At 62.8% G+C, this 16391-nt stretch carries 10 protein-coding genes; all 10 read left to right on the plus strand.

What is annotated here, in order from left to right:
• Position 1: 1 nt before the first annotated feature.
• The 10 genes from ACEN8Q_RS05540 to ACEN8Q_RS05585 all read left to right on the plus strand — a co-directional run bounded on the left by ACEN8Q_RS05540 (position 2) and on the right by ACEN8Q_RS05585 (position 16328).
• Positions 2 to 775 (plus strand): substrate-binding periplasmic protein, encoded by a 774-nt coding sequence (locus tag ACEN8Q_RS05540; RefSeq protein ID WP_413426733.1) that lies wholly within the window; start codon positions 2 to 4, stop codon positions 773 to 775.
• Positions 772 to 3027 carry an ATP-binding protein gene (locus ACEN8Q_RS05545; RefSeq protein ID WP_413704679.1) on the plus strand — a complete coding sequence of 752 codons (2256 nt, stop codon included), beginning with the start codon at positions 772 to 774 and terminating at the stop codon, positions 3025 to 3027. The genes ACEN8Q_RS05540 and ACEN8Q_RS05545 overlap by 4 nt, the downstream gene beginning before the upstream one ends.
• A gap of 208 nt (positions 3028 to 3235) precedes the next feature.
• Entirely contained in the window at positions 3236 to 4660 is a 1425-nt protein-coding gene (locus ACEN8Q_RS05550; protein WP_413426737.1) for an amino acid permease, read from the plus strand.
• Between the two features lie 1498 nt (positions 4661 to 6158).
• Positions 6159 to 6950: an enoyl-CoA hydratase/isomerase family protein gene (locus ACEN8Q_RS05555; protein WP_413427972.1), complete on the plus strand. Its 792-nt coding sequence runs from the start codon at positions 6159 to 6161 to the stop codon at positions 6948 to 6950.
• Between the two features lie 50 nt (positions 6951 to 7000).
• Positions 7001 to 8161 carry an acyl-CoA dehydrogenase family protein gene (locus ACEN8Q_RS05560; RefSeq protein ID WP_008021395.1) on the plus strand — a complete coding sequence of 387 codons (1161 nt, stop codon included), beginning with the start codon at positions 7001 to 7003 and terminating at the stop codon, positions 8159 to 8161.
• An 18-nt stretch (positions 8162 to 8179) separates the two neighbouring features.
• Positions 8180 to 10279 (plus strand): acetate--CoA ligase family protein, encoded by a 2100-nt coding sequence (locus ACEN8Q_RS05565; RefSeq protein ID WP_413704680.1) that lies wholly within the window; start codon positions 8180 to 8182, stop codon positions 10277 to 10279.
• A gap of 10 nt (positions 10280 to 10289) precedes the next feature.
• A complete protein-coding gene (locus ACEN8Q_RS05570; protein ID WP_413705469.1) occupies positions 10290 to 11897 on the plus strand; it encodes a 5-guanidino-2-oxopentanoate decarboxylase in 1608 nt (535 codons plus the stop codon).
• A 132-nt stretch (positions 11898 to 12029) separates the two neighbouring features.
• Complete coding sequence (locus ACEN8Q_RS05575) at positions 12030 to 13220, plus strand: pyridoxal phosphate-dependent aminotransferase (protein WP_413704681.1); 1191 nt, start codon at positions 12030 to 12032, stop codon at positions 13218 to 13220.
• Positions 13213 to 14628: an aldehyde dehydrogenase family protein gene (locus ACEN8Q_RS05580; protein ID WP_413704682.1), complete on the plus strand. Its 1416-nt coding sequence runs from the start codon at positions 13213 to 13215 to the stop codon at positions 14626 to 14628. Before ACEN8Q_RS05575 ends, ACEN8Q_RS05580 begins: the two co-directional genes overlap by 8 nt.
• Positions 14629 to 14726: 98 nt before the next feature.
• Complete coding sequence (locus ACEN8Q_RS05585) at positions 14727 to 16328, plus strand: ABC transporter substrate-binding protein (protein WP_413704683.1); 1602 nt, start codon at positions 14727 to 14729, stop codon at positions 16326 to 16328.
• The last annotated feature ends 63 nt before the right edge of the window (positions 16329 to 16391 follow it).

Below are 16391 nucleotides of genomic sequence, written 5' to 3' on the forward strand. Positions count from 1 at the left end.
GATGAGGCGTTGGCTTTGGCTGCTGGCGGTGTTTGTGGCCGGCCATGCCGTCGCGGCGGACAAGGTTCGCTATTGCGATTACCCGGTGTACCCGCCGATCTCCTGGAGTGACGGCAAGCAGGTTCGCGGACTGGCGCCCAGCGTGGTGAAGCACTTGTTCGGCCAGTTGGGGTATGAGGTCGAGATGGTCGTGCTGGGCAACTGGAAACGCTGCCTGCTGGACGCCGCCGAAGGCCGGGTCGATGTGGTGCTGGCCTACAGTTCCGCGCAACGGGAACAGAGCATGCTGTTCTCGACGGTGCCGGTATTGCGTGAAGAAGTGGCGCTGTTCATCAATCGTCAGCACCCGGTGAAATTCGAACAGCTGGACGACCTGGCCCATTACCGTGGCGGCCTGTTGTTCGGCGAGAGCTACGGCGTGGCGTTCGATCGCATGGTCGCGCGCTACAACAACATCGAATGGGTCTCCGACAGCCACCAGAACTTCGGCAAGCTGATTCGCGGGCGCATCGATTTCATCACCCAGGAGCGGCGCACCGGCCAGTTGTACGTGGAAAATCTGCCCGGCGGCCAGGACATCGTCGCCTTGCCCAAGGCGTTGAGCGTGGACTACCTGCGGGTCGCCGTGTCACGGCGCTCGCCATTGGCCAATCGCATGCCCGAGATCAACGCGCTGTTGCAGCGCATGGTCGATGCGGGTGACATCGAGCGCTGGCTCAACGAAAGCGAAGTGACCTACCGCGACATGATCAACCTGCCGGCGGATACGCAATGATTCGCGCCCGTCCCGGTGGACTGCTGCGACGGCTGCTGCTGTTCATTCTGTTGTTCAGCCTGTGCTTCACCGTGCTGGCCAGCAGCGTGCAACTGTACATCGAGTATCGACGGGAAATGCGCGACATCGACTCACGCATGGAGTTGATCCGCGCCGGCTACCTGGCCAGCCTGGAGCGCAGCCTCTGGGACTTGAACCAGGAACAGTTGAAGGTGCAGTTGCGCGGACTGGTGGACTTCTCCGATGTCGCCCGGGTGCATTTGACCAGCGCCGACTTCGACCTGTTGCAGGGCAATCCCGAGCCGGTCGGGCCGTTGCGCATCGAGCGGTTCGCCCTGGACTATCAACCGCCGTCCGGCCCGTTGCGCAACCTCGGCGAACTGGAAGTGAGCACGGATCTGGGGGCGGTGTACCAGCGACTCTACGCCACCGGTTTGACCAGCCTGTTGTGGATGGCGGTGTTTCTCTGCGGTCTGGCCGTTGCGCTGTCGGGCTTGTTTTATCGACTGGTGACCCGGCACCTGAAAGTCATGGCCGAGTTTGCCCGGCGCATCGCCGCCGGTGAATGGCAAGAACCCTTGCACCTGGACAAGCGTCGCGGCAGTGACGAAATCGATACCGTGGCCCACGCACTGGATGACATGCGTCGGTCGATCCTGCGGGACATCGAGCGCCGGGAAAGCGATCGCCTGGCCTTGCAGGACAACCGTGACGAACTGCTGAAAATGGTCGAGCGCCGTACCGCCAGCCTGATGCGGGCCAAGGATGAAGCGGAAGCGGCCAACCTCGCCAAATCGCGGTTTCTGGCGACCATGAGCCACGAACTGCGCACGCCCCTCAACGGCATCCTCGGCATGGCCGAACTCTTGCGCGGCGCACGTCTGGATGCACAGGACGGCAAACGTCTGGATGCCTTGCACAAGGCCGGCGAAGGCTTGCTGACCATCCTCAACGAAGTGCTGTATTTCGCCAGGCTGGAGGAGGGCGTCAGCCATCCTGAACCGGTGGATTTCTCGCTGCGCCAGTTGCTCGACGAGGTGCTGACACTGTTGGAGCCGCGAGCGCTGAACAACGACACGATCCTGAGTTGCCGCGTTGATCAGCGGATTGCCGAGTATCACCACGGCGCCGAGCAGTTCCTGCGTCAAGTGCTGAGCAACCTGCTGGCCAACGCGATCAAGTTCACCGAAGGCGGCGAAGTCAGCGTCGAGGTGGCGCTGCTCGCTGAAACCGGCGAACAGGCCGGGCAGCGCTTGCGGGTCAGTGTCACGGACGACGGCATCGGCATTGCTCCGGCGATGCAGGCGAAGATTTTCGAGCGCTTCACCCAGGCCAGCGAAGAAGTCGCGCAGCGTTTTGGGGGCACCGGTTTGGGATTGGCGATCTGCAAACATCTGGTGGAGCAGATGGGCGGCTGCATCGGCGTGGACAGTGAAGTGGGGCGCGGCAGTTGCTTCTGGTTCGAGCTTTGCCTGCAGCCGGCCAGCGCTGTGGTGGCAGTCGCGCCGGTTCGCGCGGTAGGACCGGTCCTGAATATCCTGGTGGTCGAAGACGTGGCGCTCAACCGCGAGGTGGCCATGGGCTTGCTGCAACGGGACGGCCACCGAGTGTGGCTGGCTGAAGAGGCGCAACAGGCGCTGGAGCACTGTGCAGCGCAGGCTTTCGATCTGTTGCTGCTGGACGTTCATCTGCCGGGCATCAGCGGTGTCGAGTTATGCCGACAGATCCGCCACGGCGACGGGCCGAACCGCCATACCCGCATTTTCGCCCTGACCGCCAGCGTACAGCCGGCACTGGTGCGCGGTTATCTGGAGGCCGGCATGGATGGCATCCTGGCCAAACCCTTGAAGCTGGATAACCTGCGCCAGGTACTGGAGGGGCACACACCCGTCGCCGACTCGCTTGTGCATGACGAGACGATGGACTGGTCGCTGTTGCAGACCCATCGCAACTTGCTCGGCGAGCAAAAAGTCCAGGGCCTGCTGGCGGTGCTGCGCGACTCGATTCTTCAGCACCGCGATGCGCTGCATGAAGCCATTGCCGCCGACGACTGCACAGAGGTCGCGCAACTGGCTCACCGTCTGGCCGGCAGCTGTGATTCGCTGGGTTTTCGTTCGCTGGCCACGACGCTGAGGGCGCTGGAGACTTCGGCCCTGGTCAACGATGAATCGGCGATCCACCGCATGACCACCACGCTGGATGAAAAATTGCAGCACGCGCTGACCACCCTGAAAGGCCTGTTGCAGAGCTGACGTACAAGTTTGTTACGACTTTCTACAACTTCGATCTTTACGGTCAACGCGAACTTACATGGCTTTCCAATAATCGACGCAACCGCCGCAGCGCGGTCTTCGAAGCTTATTGGAGATAATAATAATGAATTGCCGTAAAGCTGATCCCACCCTGCGCCGTGACGTCCTGTCGCGCGCTGTACACCTCACTGACTGCTGAGGTGCCGACATGAACGAAAACACTGAGCGCAGCACTGATCAAAAAGGCATTCAGCTGACCCGTGCCCTGAAAAGCCGGCACATCTTCATGCTGTCCCTGGGCGGCGTCATCGGCACCGGGCTGTTCATGGGCTCCGGGGTGACCATCAACCAGGGCGGCCCGGTGGGGGCGATCCTGGCTTACCTGGTCGCGGGTTTCCTGATGTACCTGGTGATGGTCTGCCTGGGCGAACTGTCGGTACAGATGCCGGTGTCCGGGTCGTTCCAGACCCATGCCACGAAATACATCGGCCCGGCCACCGGGTTCATGATCGGTTGGGTGTACTGGATGAGCTGGGCCACCACTGTCGGTCTGGAGTTCACCGCCGCCGGCATGCTGATGACGCGCTGGTTCCCGCATGTGCCGATCTGGTACTGGTCGGCGCTGTTCGTGGTGGTGCTGTTCGGCATCAACGCCCTGGCGACCCGCGCATTCGGTGAAGCCGAATACTGGTTCTCGGGGATCAAGGTCGCGGCGATTCTCGGTTTCATCGTGGTCGGCGTGCTGGTGATCTTCGGCGTGATGCCCCTGAGCAGCGGCGCACCCGCGCCGATGGCGACCAACCTGATCGGCGATTCGCTGTTCCCCAACGGCCTGTCAGCCGTGTTCGCGGTGATGATGACCGTGGTCTATGCGTTCCAGGGTTGCGAGATCATGGGCGTGGCCGCCGGTGAAACCGATCAGCCGGAAAAGAGCATTCCCCGCGCCGTGCGCAACGTGGTGTTCCGCGTGCTGATCTTCTACGTGCTGGCGATTGTCGTGCTGTCGGCCATCGTGCCATGGCAGCAGGCGGGGCTGATGGAAAGTCCGTTCGTGCAGGTGTTCGACATGGTCGGCATTCCCTACGCTGCCGACCTGATGAACTTCGTGATCCTTACCGCGATCCTGTCGGTGGGCAACTCCGGCCTGTATGCCTCGACGCGCATCCTGTGGGCGATGTCGAAAACCGGCATGGCACCGAAAAGCCTGTCGCCATTGAGCAAGCGTGGGGTGCCGTTGCGTGCCTTGAGCATCACCTTGTGCTTCGCGCTGGTGTCGTTGATGACCAGCTTCGTCGCCGCCGATACCTTGTTCATGGTGCTGATGGCCGTGAGCGGCATGTCCGGCACCGTGACCTGGATTGTCATCGCGCTGGCGCAGTACAAGTTCCGCAAGGCGTACTTGCGTGACGGCGGCAAACTCAGCGACCTGAAGTACCGCGCACCCTGGTTCCCGGTATTGCCGTTGATGTGCATCACACTGTGCTGCTCGCTGTTCGTGTTCCTGGCCCTGGATGAAACCCAGCGTCCGTCGCTGTATTGGGGCTTTGGATTCATTGCGCTGTGCTATGGCGCGTACTTCCTGGTTCATCGCAAGCGTCAGGCGGTGTTGGCGCCGGGCCTGCCGACCGTTTAATTCCTTCTGCCAAGTACTTTCCCTGTGGGAGCGGGCTTGCCCGCGATAGCGGTGGGTCAACCAGCAACCAGCTGACTGTCCCGGCGCCATCGCGGGCAAGCCCGCTCCCACAGTGTTTTGTGGCGTACACGGCATTTGCGAACACTGAAGTGCCCCGTAGGAGCGAGCTTGCTCGCGATGGACGTTAACGAAGACGTGCACTGTCTGATTGAACGCGGCGTGCTTGAAATTTTCGCGAGCAGGCTCGCTCCTACGGTTTTTTGTGGCGTACACGGCATTTGCGAACACTGAAGTGCCCCGTAGGAGCGAGCTTGCTCGCGATGGACGTTAACGAACACATGCACTGCCTGATTGAACGCGGTGCGCTTGAAATTTTCGCGAGCAGGCTCGCCCCTACAGTGCTTTGTGGCGTACACGGCATTTGCGAACACTGAAGTGCCCTGTAGGAGCGAGCTTGCTCGCGATGGACGTTAACGAACACATGCACTGCCTGATTGAACGCGGTGCGCTTGAAATTTTCGCGAGCAGGCTCGCCCCTACAGTGCTTTGTGGCGTACACGGCATTTGCGAACACTGAAGTGCCCTGTAGGAGCGAGCTTGCTCGCGATGGACGTTAACGAACACATGCACTGCCTGATTGAACGCGGTGCGCTTGAAATTTTCGCGAGCAGGCTCGCCCCTACAGTGCTTTGTGGCGTACACGGCATTTGCGAACACTGAAGTGCCCTGTAGGAGCGAGCTTGCTCGCGAAGGACGTTAACGAACACATGCACTGCCTGATTGAACGCGGTGCGCTTGAAATTTTCGCGAGCAGGCTCGCCCCTACAGTGCTTTGTGGCGTACACGGCATTTGCGAACACTGAAGTGCCCTGTAGGAGCGAGCTTGCTCGCGAAGGACGTTAACGAACACATGCACTGCCTGATTGAACGCGGTGCGCTTGAAATTTTCGCGAGCAGGCTCGCCCCTACAGTGCTTTGTGGCGTACACGGCATTTGCGAACACTGAAGTGCCCTGTAGGAGCGAGCTTGCTCGCGAAGGACGTTAACGAACACATGCACTGCCTGATTGAACGCGGTGCGCTTGAAATTTTCGCGAGCAGGCTCGCCCCTACAGTGTTTTGTGGCGTACGCGGCAATTGCGAACACTGAAGTGCCCTGTAGGAGCGAGCTTGCTCGCGAAGGACGTTAACGAAGACGTGCATTGTCTGATTGATCGCGGTGTGCTTGAAATTTTCGCGAGCAAGCTCGCTCCTACAGGTGTTTTGAGGCGGATGAGAGAACATGCGACATGTCCTGTGTCACCAGTTGTTCGAAGTTGTAACAACACCAACGGCTTATGCCCGCCATTTTTGAAATAGCTCAATAAAAACAATGGTTTAACCATCTGCTGAGCTTGTTACAGCCCATTTCTCCACCAATTGCCGCCTTACTGAACACTCGTTTAGTATGGTCTCAAGTCGCATCACCTCAGACCAATCACAATAATTCGAGGATTCCCATGACCACTCAATCGTCGCTGCTCAGCCAGGTCGAAGCAGGCGTTGCCTGGATCACCCTCAATCGCACTGCCCAGCGCAATGCGCTGGACATTCCGACGCTGAAAAACCTGCACGCCTTGCTCGACGGTTTCAACGCCGACCCTGCGGTGCGCGTGGTGGTGTTGACCGGTAGCGGCCGCAGCTTCTGCGCCGGTGCCGACCTCGATGAATGGGCTGATGCCGAAGCCCGGGGCGCGCTGGAAACCTACGGCTGGACCGAAACCGCCCACGCTCTGATGACCCGCCTGCACAGCCTGGAAAAACCGACCATCGCCGCCATCAACGGCACTGCCGTCGGCGCCGGGATGGACCTGACCCTGTGCTGCGACCTGCGCATCGCCGGGCAATCGGCCCGCTTCAAGGCCGGCTACACCAGCATGGCGTATTCGCCGGATGCGGGCGCCAGTTGGCACCTGCCGCGCCTGATCGGCAGCGAACAGGCCAAGCGCCTGCTGTTTCTCGATGAGTTGTGGGGCGCCGAGCGTGCCTTGGTCGCGGGCCTGGTCGGTGAAGTTTGCGCCGACGAGCAACTGCTGACCGCAGCCAGTGAACTGGCCGCACGCCTGGCCGCCGGACCGACCTTTGCCTTCGCCCAGACCAAAAAACTCATGCGTGAAGGCGCCGAACGCAGCCTGGCGGAACAACTGCAGGCCGAACTCGCCGCGGGCCTGCTCTGCGGTCGCAGCGAGGACGGCAACGAAGCCCTGCGCGCCGCCATGGAAAAACGCCCGGCACGCTTCATCGGCCGCTAATAGCGAACGCTTTGCACACCTCTATCAGCACACGAACAACAGGTAGCACCATGAATTTCCAACTGACCCAAGAACAAGAAATGTTGGTGGACTCGGTACGCAGCTTCGTCGAGAAGGAACTGCTGCCCTATGAAGAGCAAGTCGACCGCGCCGACGAGGTGTCCCCGGAACTGGCCGCGCAGATTCGCGGCAAGGCGATTGCCGCCGGCTTCTACGCCTTCAACATGCCGGAAGAAGTGGGCGGTGGTGGCCTGGATTACCTGTCCCAGGCGCTGATCGAACGTGAACTGTCCAAGGTGTCCTGGGCGCTGCACGTGTTCGTCGCGCGGCCGTCGAAAATCCTCATGGCCTGCAAGGGCGAGCAGATCAATGACTACCTGCTGCCGTGCATCCAGGGCGAGAAGATCGACTGCTTCGCATTGACCGAGCCGGGTGCCGGCTCCGATGCCAATGCGATCAAGACCCGCGCCGTGCGTGAAGGCGACGACTTCATTCTCAACGGTAGCAAGCACTTCATCAGCCACGCCGGCCATGCTGACTTCGCCATTGTCTTCGCCGTCACCGACACCTACGAACACAACGGCAAGAAGCGCAATGCCGTGACGTCGTTCCTGGTCGACCGCAACACCCCGGGCATGACCATCCGCCGTGGGCCCAAGTGCGTGAGCAACCGTGGTTACCACACCTTCGAAATGTTCTTCGACGACTGCCGCGTACCGGCCAGCAAAGTGTTGGGCGAAGTCGGCAAGGGTTGGGACGTGGCCAACGCCTGGCTGACCGCCGGGCGCGTGATGGTCGCGGCCAACTGCGTCGGTCAGGCCCAGCGCGCGCTGGACGTGTCCTTGCAATGGGCGGCAGACCGCAAGCAGTTCGGCCAGCCGATCGGCACCTACCAGGGCGTGTCGTTCAAATTGGCCGACATGGCCACGCAAATCCGCGCCGCCGAACTGCTGACCCTGCACACCGCGTGGAAAATGGACCAGGGCACCATGACCGATGGCGAGGCCGGCATGGCCAAGCTGTTCGCCAGTGAAGTGCTCGGCCGTACCGCCGATGAGGCGGTGCAGATTTTCGGCGGCATGGGCCTGATGGACGAAGGTCCGGTGGAGCGCATCTGGCGTAACGCGCGGATCGAACGGATCTGGGAAGGCACCTCGGAAATCCAGCGCCACATCATTTCCCGCGAGCTGCTGCGGCCGCTGCTGCGCTGATCGGTCCGGAGAGTTCCCATGACCCAAACCATTCGTGACAACCTCAAACGCATGCTCGCGCCGCAACATGTGGCGTTTGTCGGCGGCCGGAGCATGGCGCGTGCCCTCAAGCGCTGTGCCGAAGGTGGCTACCAAGGGCAAATGTGGCTGGTCAACCCGCAACACGACAGCCTCGAAGGCGTACCCTGCGTGCGCACTATTGCCGATCTGCCATGCGGGCCGGATGCAGTCTTCATCGCCACCAATCGCGAACTGACCCTGACCTGCGTGGCCGAACTGGCCGCCATCGGCGCGGGCGGCGCGATCTGCTACGCCTCCGGTTTCGCCGAGACCGGCGCCGAAGGCCAGGCCCTGCAACAGCAATTGCTCGAGGCCGCTGGCGACATGGCCTTGCTCGGCCCCAACTGCTACGGCCTGCTCGACTACCTGCACAGCTCCGCGCTGTGGCCGGTGGCCCATGGCGGCAAAGCGGTGGAGAAGGGCGTGGCAGTGCTGACCCAGAGCGGCAACTTCGCCTACAACCTGTCCATGAGCGACCGCTCGCTGCCGGTGGCCTACATGGCCTCGGTCGGCAATCAGGCGCAACTGGGTGTCGCTGAACTGATGGACGTGTTGCTCGACGAACCTCGGGTCACCGCCATCGGCCTGCACCTCGAAGGCCTGAAGAACGTGCCGGGTTTCGCCCGCGCCGCGCATAAGGCACTGGAGAAGGGCATCCCGATCATTGCCCTGAAAACCGGCGTGTCGCAGATCGGCGCCGAGCTGGCCTTGAGTCACACCAGTTCGCTCTCCGGCTCCGATGCACTGTACGACGCGCTGTTCGATCGCCTCGGGGTGATCCGCGTCAGCGGCCCGGTGAGTTTTGTCGAAACCCTCAAGGCCGCGGCCTGCGGCAACCTGCCAGCGGGCAACAGCCTGATCGCGCTGGCCTGTTCCGGTGGTGACGCCGGGCTGATTGCCGACTACGCCGAACGCAATGACCTGGGCTTGCCCAAGCTCGACGACGGTCAGGTGGGTGAATTGGCCCAGGTGCTGCCGAGCTACGCCAACCTGGTCAACCCGCTGGATTTCACCACGGCAATCTGGGGCGACGGCGAAGCCTTGAACCGCATGCTCGACAGCGCACTGCGTACCGAAGCCGACGCGGCGATGCTGGTGCTCGACTATCCGGCGGAGTTTACCGGCGAGCGCAAGGAATGCGACCTGCTGCTGGAGCTGTACTACGCGGCACTGGCGCGTCACGGCAAGACCGGTTTCGTGACCTCGGCCTTCCCCGAATTGCTGCCGGCCCATGCCCGTGAGCGTTTGCACGCGCAAGGCGTCGCGGCATTGCAGGGCGTTGAAGACGGGCTGGCCGCGTGGGGTCGCATCGCCGGTTATCAACGCAAGCGCCAGGCCTTGCTGGCGCTGGGCGAATCGGCGTTGGTCCCGCTGTGCCCGCAAGCACTGGACGGTGAGGGGCTTTTGCTCAATGAATGGGATTCCAAACAGGCCTTGCGAGCCTTTGGCCTGCCGACGCCAAACGGCGTACTGAGCACCCCGGATAAAGCCCTGAAGGACGCCGAGTCGCTGGGTTATCCGCTGGTATTGAAAGCCGTCAGTGCACAGCTGCCGCACAAGACCGAGGCCGGTGCCGTGGCGCTGAATCTCAAGGACGGTGCGGCATTGAGCGCTGCACTGGAGAGGATGCGCAGCAGCATTGCCGCCTACGCCCCGGGCGTACCGTTCGATCAACTGTTGCTGGAGCCGATGGCCACGCCGCCACTGGCTGAGCTGATCGTCGGCATCAAGCGCGAAAACGATTTTGGCCTCGCGCTGGTGATTGGTGCCGGCGGCATTCTGGTCGAGCTGCTCAAGGACAGTCGCAGCCTGTTGCTGCCGACCACCGACGGCGCGATCCGCAATGCCTTGCTCAGCCTGCGCAGCGCACCCTTGCTGCAAGGTTTTCGTGGGCGCGAGCCGGCGGACCTGGACGCCCTGGTGGCGGCGATCCGCGCGGTGGCCGACTACGCCTGCGAAAACGCCACGCAATTGCTGGAGCTCGATGTGAACCCATTGTTGGTCGGTGCCCATGGCACGACCGCGGTCGATGCGTTGATTCGCCTCGGCCATGAGTGAGGACATGAACATGCAAAGCAAAACCTTGACCGGTGGCCAGGCGCTGGTGCGTTTGTTGGCCAACTACGGCGTCGATACTGTGTTCGGCATCCCCGGCGTACACACCCTGGAGCTGTATCGCGGCTTGCCCGGCAGCGGCATTCGCCATGTCCTGACCCGCCATGAACAGGGCGCCAGTTTCATGGCTGACGGCTACGCCCGGGTCAGCGGTAAACCCGGCGTGTGCTTCATCATCACCGGCCCGGGCGTGACCAACGCCGCCACCGGCATCGGCCAGGCCTACGCCGACTCGATTCCGATGCTGGTGATTTCCAGCGTCAACCACAGCGCCAGCCTCGGCAAGGGCTGGGGCAGCCTGCACGAGTGTCAGGACCAGCGGGCAATGACCGCGCCGATCACCGCGTTTTCCGCAGTGGCCCTGACCGCCGAAGACCTGCCGGAACTGATCGCCCGCGCCTACGCGGTGTTCGACAGCGAGCGGCCGCGCCCGGTGCACATTTCGGTGCCGCTGGATGTGCTGTCGGCACCGATCGCGCGTGACTGGAGCAACGACGTGGTGCGTCGTCCGGGTCGTGGCCCGGCATCCGCCACTGCAATCGATCAGGCCGTGGCCAAACTCAGCGGGGCGAAACGCCCGATGATCATCGCCGGTGGTGGTGCGCTCAATGCCACGTCTCAGCTGCAAGAGATCAGCACCCGACTCGCTGCGCCGCTGTTCACCAGCGTCGCCGGCAAGGGTCTGCTGCCGCCGGGCGCACCGCTCAATGCCGGTTCGTCGCTGTGTGTGGAGCCGGGTTGGAAGCTCATCGCCGAGGCGGACGTGGTGCTGGCGGTCGGCACCGAAATGGCCGACACCGACTTCTGGCGCGAACGCCTGCCAGTCAATGGCGAACTGCTGCGCGTCGATATCGACCCACGCAAATTCAATGATTTCTACCCATGCGCGGTGGCATTGCATGGCGACGCGCAACAAACCCTAAGCGGTTTGCTCGAGCGCCTGCCGTCCGACGTGCGCGACGCTCGCGCAGCCATTGCCTCGGTTGCCGCACTGCGCGAAGCGGTCAAGGCCAGCCATGGCCTGTTGCAGTCCATCCATCAATCGATTCTCGACCGAATCGCTGCGGAACTGCCGGAAAACGCGTTCATCAGCACCGACATGACCCAACTGGCCTACACCGGCAACTACGCCTTTGACAGTGCCGCCACCCGCAGCTGGTTGCACCCGACCGGCTACGGCACCCTGGGTTACGGCCTGCCGGCCGGGATCGGCGCCAAGTTCGGCGCGCCGCAGCGACCGGGGCTGGTGCTGGTGGGCGACGGCGGGTTCCTCTACACCGCGCAGGAACTGGCGACCGCCGTCGAGGAACTGGACAGCCCGCTGGTGGTGCTGCTGTGGAACAACGATGCGCTGGGGCAGATCCGCGACGACATGCTCGGCCTGAACATCGAGCCCATCGGCGTATTGCCTCGTAACCCGGATTTCGCCGCCCTCGCTCGTGCGTTCGGCTGCACCGTGACCCAGCCGCAGAACCTCGCGGAACTGCAAACCGACCTGCGCCATGGCTTCACTCGCAACGGCGTCACCCTGATTGAGCTCAAGCATGCTTGCGTTCGCTGAGTTCACTGTAGGAGCGAGCACGCTCGCGATGGACGTCAACGATTACGCGCGCTGTCTGAATGACCGGGTTGCCCTAACGTTTTTCGCGAGCATGCTCGCTCCTACAGGGATCATGTTTATAGGAGGAAGGCCATGCGCTTTTCCGATCTGACTCAACGTATCGCCGGTGATGGCGCCGCCGCGTGGGATATTCACTACCGCGCCCTGGCGCTGCGCGAACAGGGCGAAGACATTTTGCTGCTGTCCGTGGGCGACCCGGATTTCGACACGCCACAACCTATTGTGCAGGGTGCCATCGACAGCCTGCGCAGCGGCAACACGCACTATGCCGAGGTGCGCGGCAAGCGTGCCCTGCGTGAAGCCATCGCCAGGCGCCACCAACAACGCAGCGGCCAAACCGTTTCGGCCGACCAGGTCACCGTGCTGGCTGGGGCGCAATGTGCGCTGTTCAGCGTGGCCCAATGTGTACTGAATCCGGGTGACGAAGTGATCGTCGCCGAACCGATGTACGTCACCTACGAAGCGGTGTTCGGTGCTTGCGGTGCCGTGGTGGTGCCGGTGCCGGTACGCTCGGAAAACGGCTTTCGTGTGTTGCCCGAAGATGTCGCCGCGCGCATCACGCCACGCACCCGGGCACTGGCACTGAACAGCCCGCACAACCCGTCCGGCGCCAGTCTGCCGCGCAGCACGTGGGCGGCTTTGGCTGAGTTGTGCATCGCCCACGACCTGTGGCTGATTTCCGACGAGGTCTACAGCGAATTGCTGTTCGAAGGCGAACACGTCAGCCCGGCGAGCCTGCCGGGCATGGCCGAGCGCACCGCGACCCTCAACAGTCTGTCCAAGTCCCACGCTATGACCGGTTGGCGCGTCGGCTGGGTGGTGGCGCCGCCATCCCTGGCCGCGCACCTGGAAAACCTCGCGCTGTGCATGCTCTACGGCTCGCCGGATTTCATTCAGGACGCCGCTGTGGTGGCCCTGGAAAGCAACCTGCCGGAACTCGAAGCCATGCGCGAAGCCTATCGCCAGCGTCGCGACCTGGTGTGCGACAGCCTGGCCGATTGCCCCGGGGTGCGGCCGTTGAAACCTGATGGTGGCATGTTCGTGATGCTCGATATCCGCGCAACCGGGCTCAGCGCCCAGGCGTTTGCCGACCGTCTGCTGGATCGCCACGGCGTCTCGGTATTGGCTGGCGAGGCTTTTGGTCCGAGCGCGGCGGGGCATATTCGACTCGGTCTGGTGGTGGATACCGAACCGTTGCGCGATGCCTGCCAGCGCATTGCCCGTTGTGCCCGAGAATTGATGGAGGCGAAGGTTCATGCTTAACCACAAGACACTGTTTATTGACGGCCGCTGGCAAACCCCGTCGGGGCAGGGCATCGCCGAGGTGATCAACCCGGCGACCGAAGAAGTGGCTGGAAGCGTGCCGCTGGGCGATGAGCGCGATGTCGACAATGCCGTGTCGGCGGCCCGCCGGGCATTCGACTCATGGTCGCGGACGCCGTCGAGTGTGCGCGCCGGTTATATCCGCGCACTGGCTGAACAACTGCGCAATCGTGCCGATGAAATGGCCTCGGTCATCACCACTGAACTGGGCATGCCGGTGCAATGGTGTCGCTCGGTGCAGGTCGACGGGCCGATCATCGGCCTTGAGCAGTACGTCGAGCTGGCCGGATTGATGGACGAAGTGCGCGAAGTCGGCAATTCGCTGGTGATTCGCGAAGCGGTGGGCGTCTGCGTGTTCATCAATCCGTGGAATTACCCGCTGCACCAGTTGATCGGCAAACTCGCCCCGGCACTGGCCGCCGGTTGCACGGTGGTGGTCAAGCCGAGCCAGGACACGCCGCTGCATGCCTTCCTGCTGGCGCAAATGATCGAGGACATCGGCTTGCCGGCCGGGGTGTTCAACCTGGTCAGCGGGCCGGGTTCGAAGGTCGGCGAAGCGCTGGCCAAACACCCGGACGTGGACATGGTGTCGTTCACCGGGTCCACCGGCGCCGGGGTGCGGGTCGCGCAGGCAGCGGCGCCTTCGGTGAAACGGGTGTGCCTGGAACTGGGCGGCAAGTCGCCGCTGCTGATCGCCGAGGATGCGGACCTGGCAGCGGCCGTGCGCTACGGCGTGCAGGACGTGATGATCAACTCCGGCCAGACCTGCACCGCGCTGACCCGCATGCTGCTGCCAGCCAGCCGCTACGCCGAGGCCGTCGAACTGGCGCTGGCGGAAACCTTGAGCCTGCGCATGGGCGATCCCCTCGACCCGCAAAGTTTCCTCGGCCCGATGTGTTCGGCCGGGCAACGGCGCACCGTGCTCGACTACATCAAGGTCGGTCAACAGGAAGGCGCACGGTTGCTGTGTGGCGGTGACACACCGGCGGCGTTCGAGCGCGGGTTCTATGTCAGCCCGACGCTGTTCGCCGATGTCGACAACCGCATGCGCATCGCCCAGGAAGAAATCTTCGGCCCGGTGCTGTGCCTGATTCCCTACACCGATGAGGCGCAAGCGATCCAGATCGCCAATGACTCACCGTTCGGCCTGTCCAGCGGCGTCTGGGCCGGCAGTGCCGAGCGTGCCTTGCAACTGGGGCGGCAGATGCGCGCCGGCCAGTGCTTCCTCAATGGCGCGGCGTTCAATTATCAGGCGCCGTTCGGTGGCTACAAACAATCGGGCAATGGTCGGGAGTGGGGGGAAGAGGGACTGAACGAGTTCGTCGAAGTGAAGGCGATCCAGGTGTGACGGCTGGCGATTCAAACGTTGTATGCACCGGGCCCTGGCCCGGTGCTTTGCGTGGCATTGAATTGGTATTCCATTAGCGTTTGATCAGGGGCAATGCAATGAGCGATAACAAAAACAAGATTACTCAAGCGAACCATGAATTCAGCTTCCCGCGTAGAGACTTCCTCAAGTACAGCGCGGCGGCTGCGGCGGTGGCCGGGGCGTTCTCCATGGGGCTGCCGTCTGGCGCCTTTGCCGGGGAGGCCACGCCAAAACCCGGTGGCGTGCTGCGTCTGGGCCTGGCCGGTGGCAGCACCACCGACTCCAGGGACCCTGGCTCCTGGTCCGACACCTTCACCTTCGTCGGCTTCTCGGCGGTCTATAACACCCTGACCGAAATTGCCGTCGACGGCACGGCCATCCCCGAACTGGCCGAAAGCTGGACCTCGACCCCCGACGCGCGTGTCTGGACGTTCAAGGTTCGCCAGGGCGTGACCTTCCACAACGGCAAGACCCTGACCGCCGACGACGTGGTCGCTTCGATCCAGCATCACCTCGGCGAGAAATCCACCTCGGCGGCCAAGACTGTATTGGGCGACGTGGCCAAGGTCAGCGCCAATGGCAGCGACAGCGTGGTGTTCGAACTGCACTCGGGTAACGCCGATTTCTCCTACGTGGTCGCCGATTACCACCTGGCGATCATGCCGGGCAAGGATGGCATGGCCGACTGGCAGGCCGGTGCCGGCACCGGTGGCTATCGCCTCAAGGACTTCGAGCCGGGCGTGCGCATGACTCTGGAACGCAGCCCCGATTACTGGAAACCGGGCAGGGCACACTTCGCCAGTGCCGAGTTGATTGCCATTTCCGACGGTGCGGCACGGGTCAATGCGCTGGTCACCGGGCAAGTGGACGTGATCAACAAGGTCGACCTGAAAACCGTCGCGCTGCTCAAGCGCAACCCGAACCTGGTCATCGAAGAAACCAAAGGCGCCCAGCACTACACCTTCCCGATGCTCACCGACAGCCAGGTGTTCCTGAACAACGACGTGCGCCTGGCGATGAAGCACGCGATCAACCGCGAAACCCTGCTGGCCTCGGTGCTGCACGGTTATGGCCTGGTGGGCAACGACCACCCGATCCAGCCCGGCAGCCGCTTCATCAACACCGCGCTGGAACAACGTACCTATGATCCGGACAAGTCGCGCTTCTACCTGAAAAAAGCCGGTCTGGATTCGCTCAAGGTCCGCCTGCAAGCCTCCGATGCGGCCTACACCGGCGCGGTGGATGCCTCGGTGCTGTTCAAGGAACAGGCCCGCGCCGCCGGGATAGACATCGATGTAGTGCGCGAGCCGGCGGACGGCTTCTTCTCCAACGTGTGGATGAAGCAGCCGTTCACCACCTCGTTCTGGTACAGCAGCCTGACCGCCGACCGCATGTTCAGCATTGGCTACGCCAAAGGCGCGGCGTGGAACGAAACCCACTGGGACAACCCGCGCTTCAACCAGCTGCTCAACGCCGCCCGCGGCGAGATGAACGACCCGCTGCGCCGCGAGATGTACAACGAAATGCAGGCGTTGTGCCGGGACGAGGGCGGGGCGATCGTGCCGCTGTTCGCCAGTTCCGTGGCGGCACGTTCCAACCGCGTGGTGCACGGCGGGCAGACCGCGCCCTATGGCGAGCTGGATGGCCTGCGGGTGATCGAGCGGTGGTGGCAGGCGTAAAAAATCGTCAAGCCAGTGAAGATCAAATGTGGGAGCGGGCTTGCTCGCGAATGCGGTGTGTCA

The sequence above is a fragment of the Pseudomonas sp. Pseusp16 genome, from assembly GCF_047324915.1.
Taxonomy (GTDB): Bacteria; Pseudomonadota; Gammaproteobacteria; order Pseudomonadales; family Pseudomonadaceae; genus Aquipseudomonas; species Aquipseudomonas fluorescens_CD.

Excerpts from the sequence above, each read along its gene's own strand:
- ACEN8Q_RS05540 (WP_413426733.1), top strand. The coding sequence starts at position 2 with ATGAGGCGTTGGCTTTGGCTGCTGGCGGTGTTTGTGGCCGGCCATGCC.
- ACEN8Q_RS05545 (WP_413704679.1), top strand. The coding sequence starts at position 772 with ATGATTCGCGCCCGTCCCGGTGGACTGCTGCGACGGCTGCTGCTGTTC.
- ACEN8Q_RS05550 (WP_413426737.1), top strand. The coding sequence starts at position 3,236 with ATGAACGAAAACACTGAGCGCAGCACTGATCAAAAAGGCATTCAGCTG.
- ACEN8Q_RS05555 (WP_413427972.1), top strand. The coding sequence starts at position 6,159 with ATGACCACTCAATCGTCGCTGCTCAGCCAGGTCGAAGCAGGCGTTGCC.
- ACEN8Q_RS05560 (WP_008021395.1), top strand. The coding sequence starts at position 7,001 with ATGAATTTCCAACTGACCCAAGAACAAGAAATGTTGGTGGACTCGGTA.
- ACEN8Q_RS05565 (WP_413704680.1), top strand. The coding sequence starts at position 8,180 with ATGACCCAAACCATTCGTGACAACCTCAAACGCATGCTCGCGCCGCAA.
- ACEN8Q_RS05570 (WP_413705469.1), top strand. The coding sequence starts at position 10,290 with ATGCAAAGCAAAACCTTGACCGGTGGCCAGGCGCTGGTGCGTTTGTTG.
- ACEN8Q_RS05575 (WP_413704681.1), top strand. The coding sequence starts at position 12,030 with ATGCGCTTTTCCGATCTGACTCAACGTATCGCCGGTGATGGCGCCGCC.
- ACEN8Q_RS05580 (WP_413704682.1), top strand. The coding sequence starts at position 13,213 with ATGCTTAACCACAAGACACTGTTTATTGACGGCCGCTGGCAAACCCCG.
- ACEN8Q_RS05585 (WP_413704683.1), top strand. The coding sequence starts at position 14,727 with ATGAGCGATAACAAAAACAAGATTACTCAAGCGAACCATGAATTCAGC.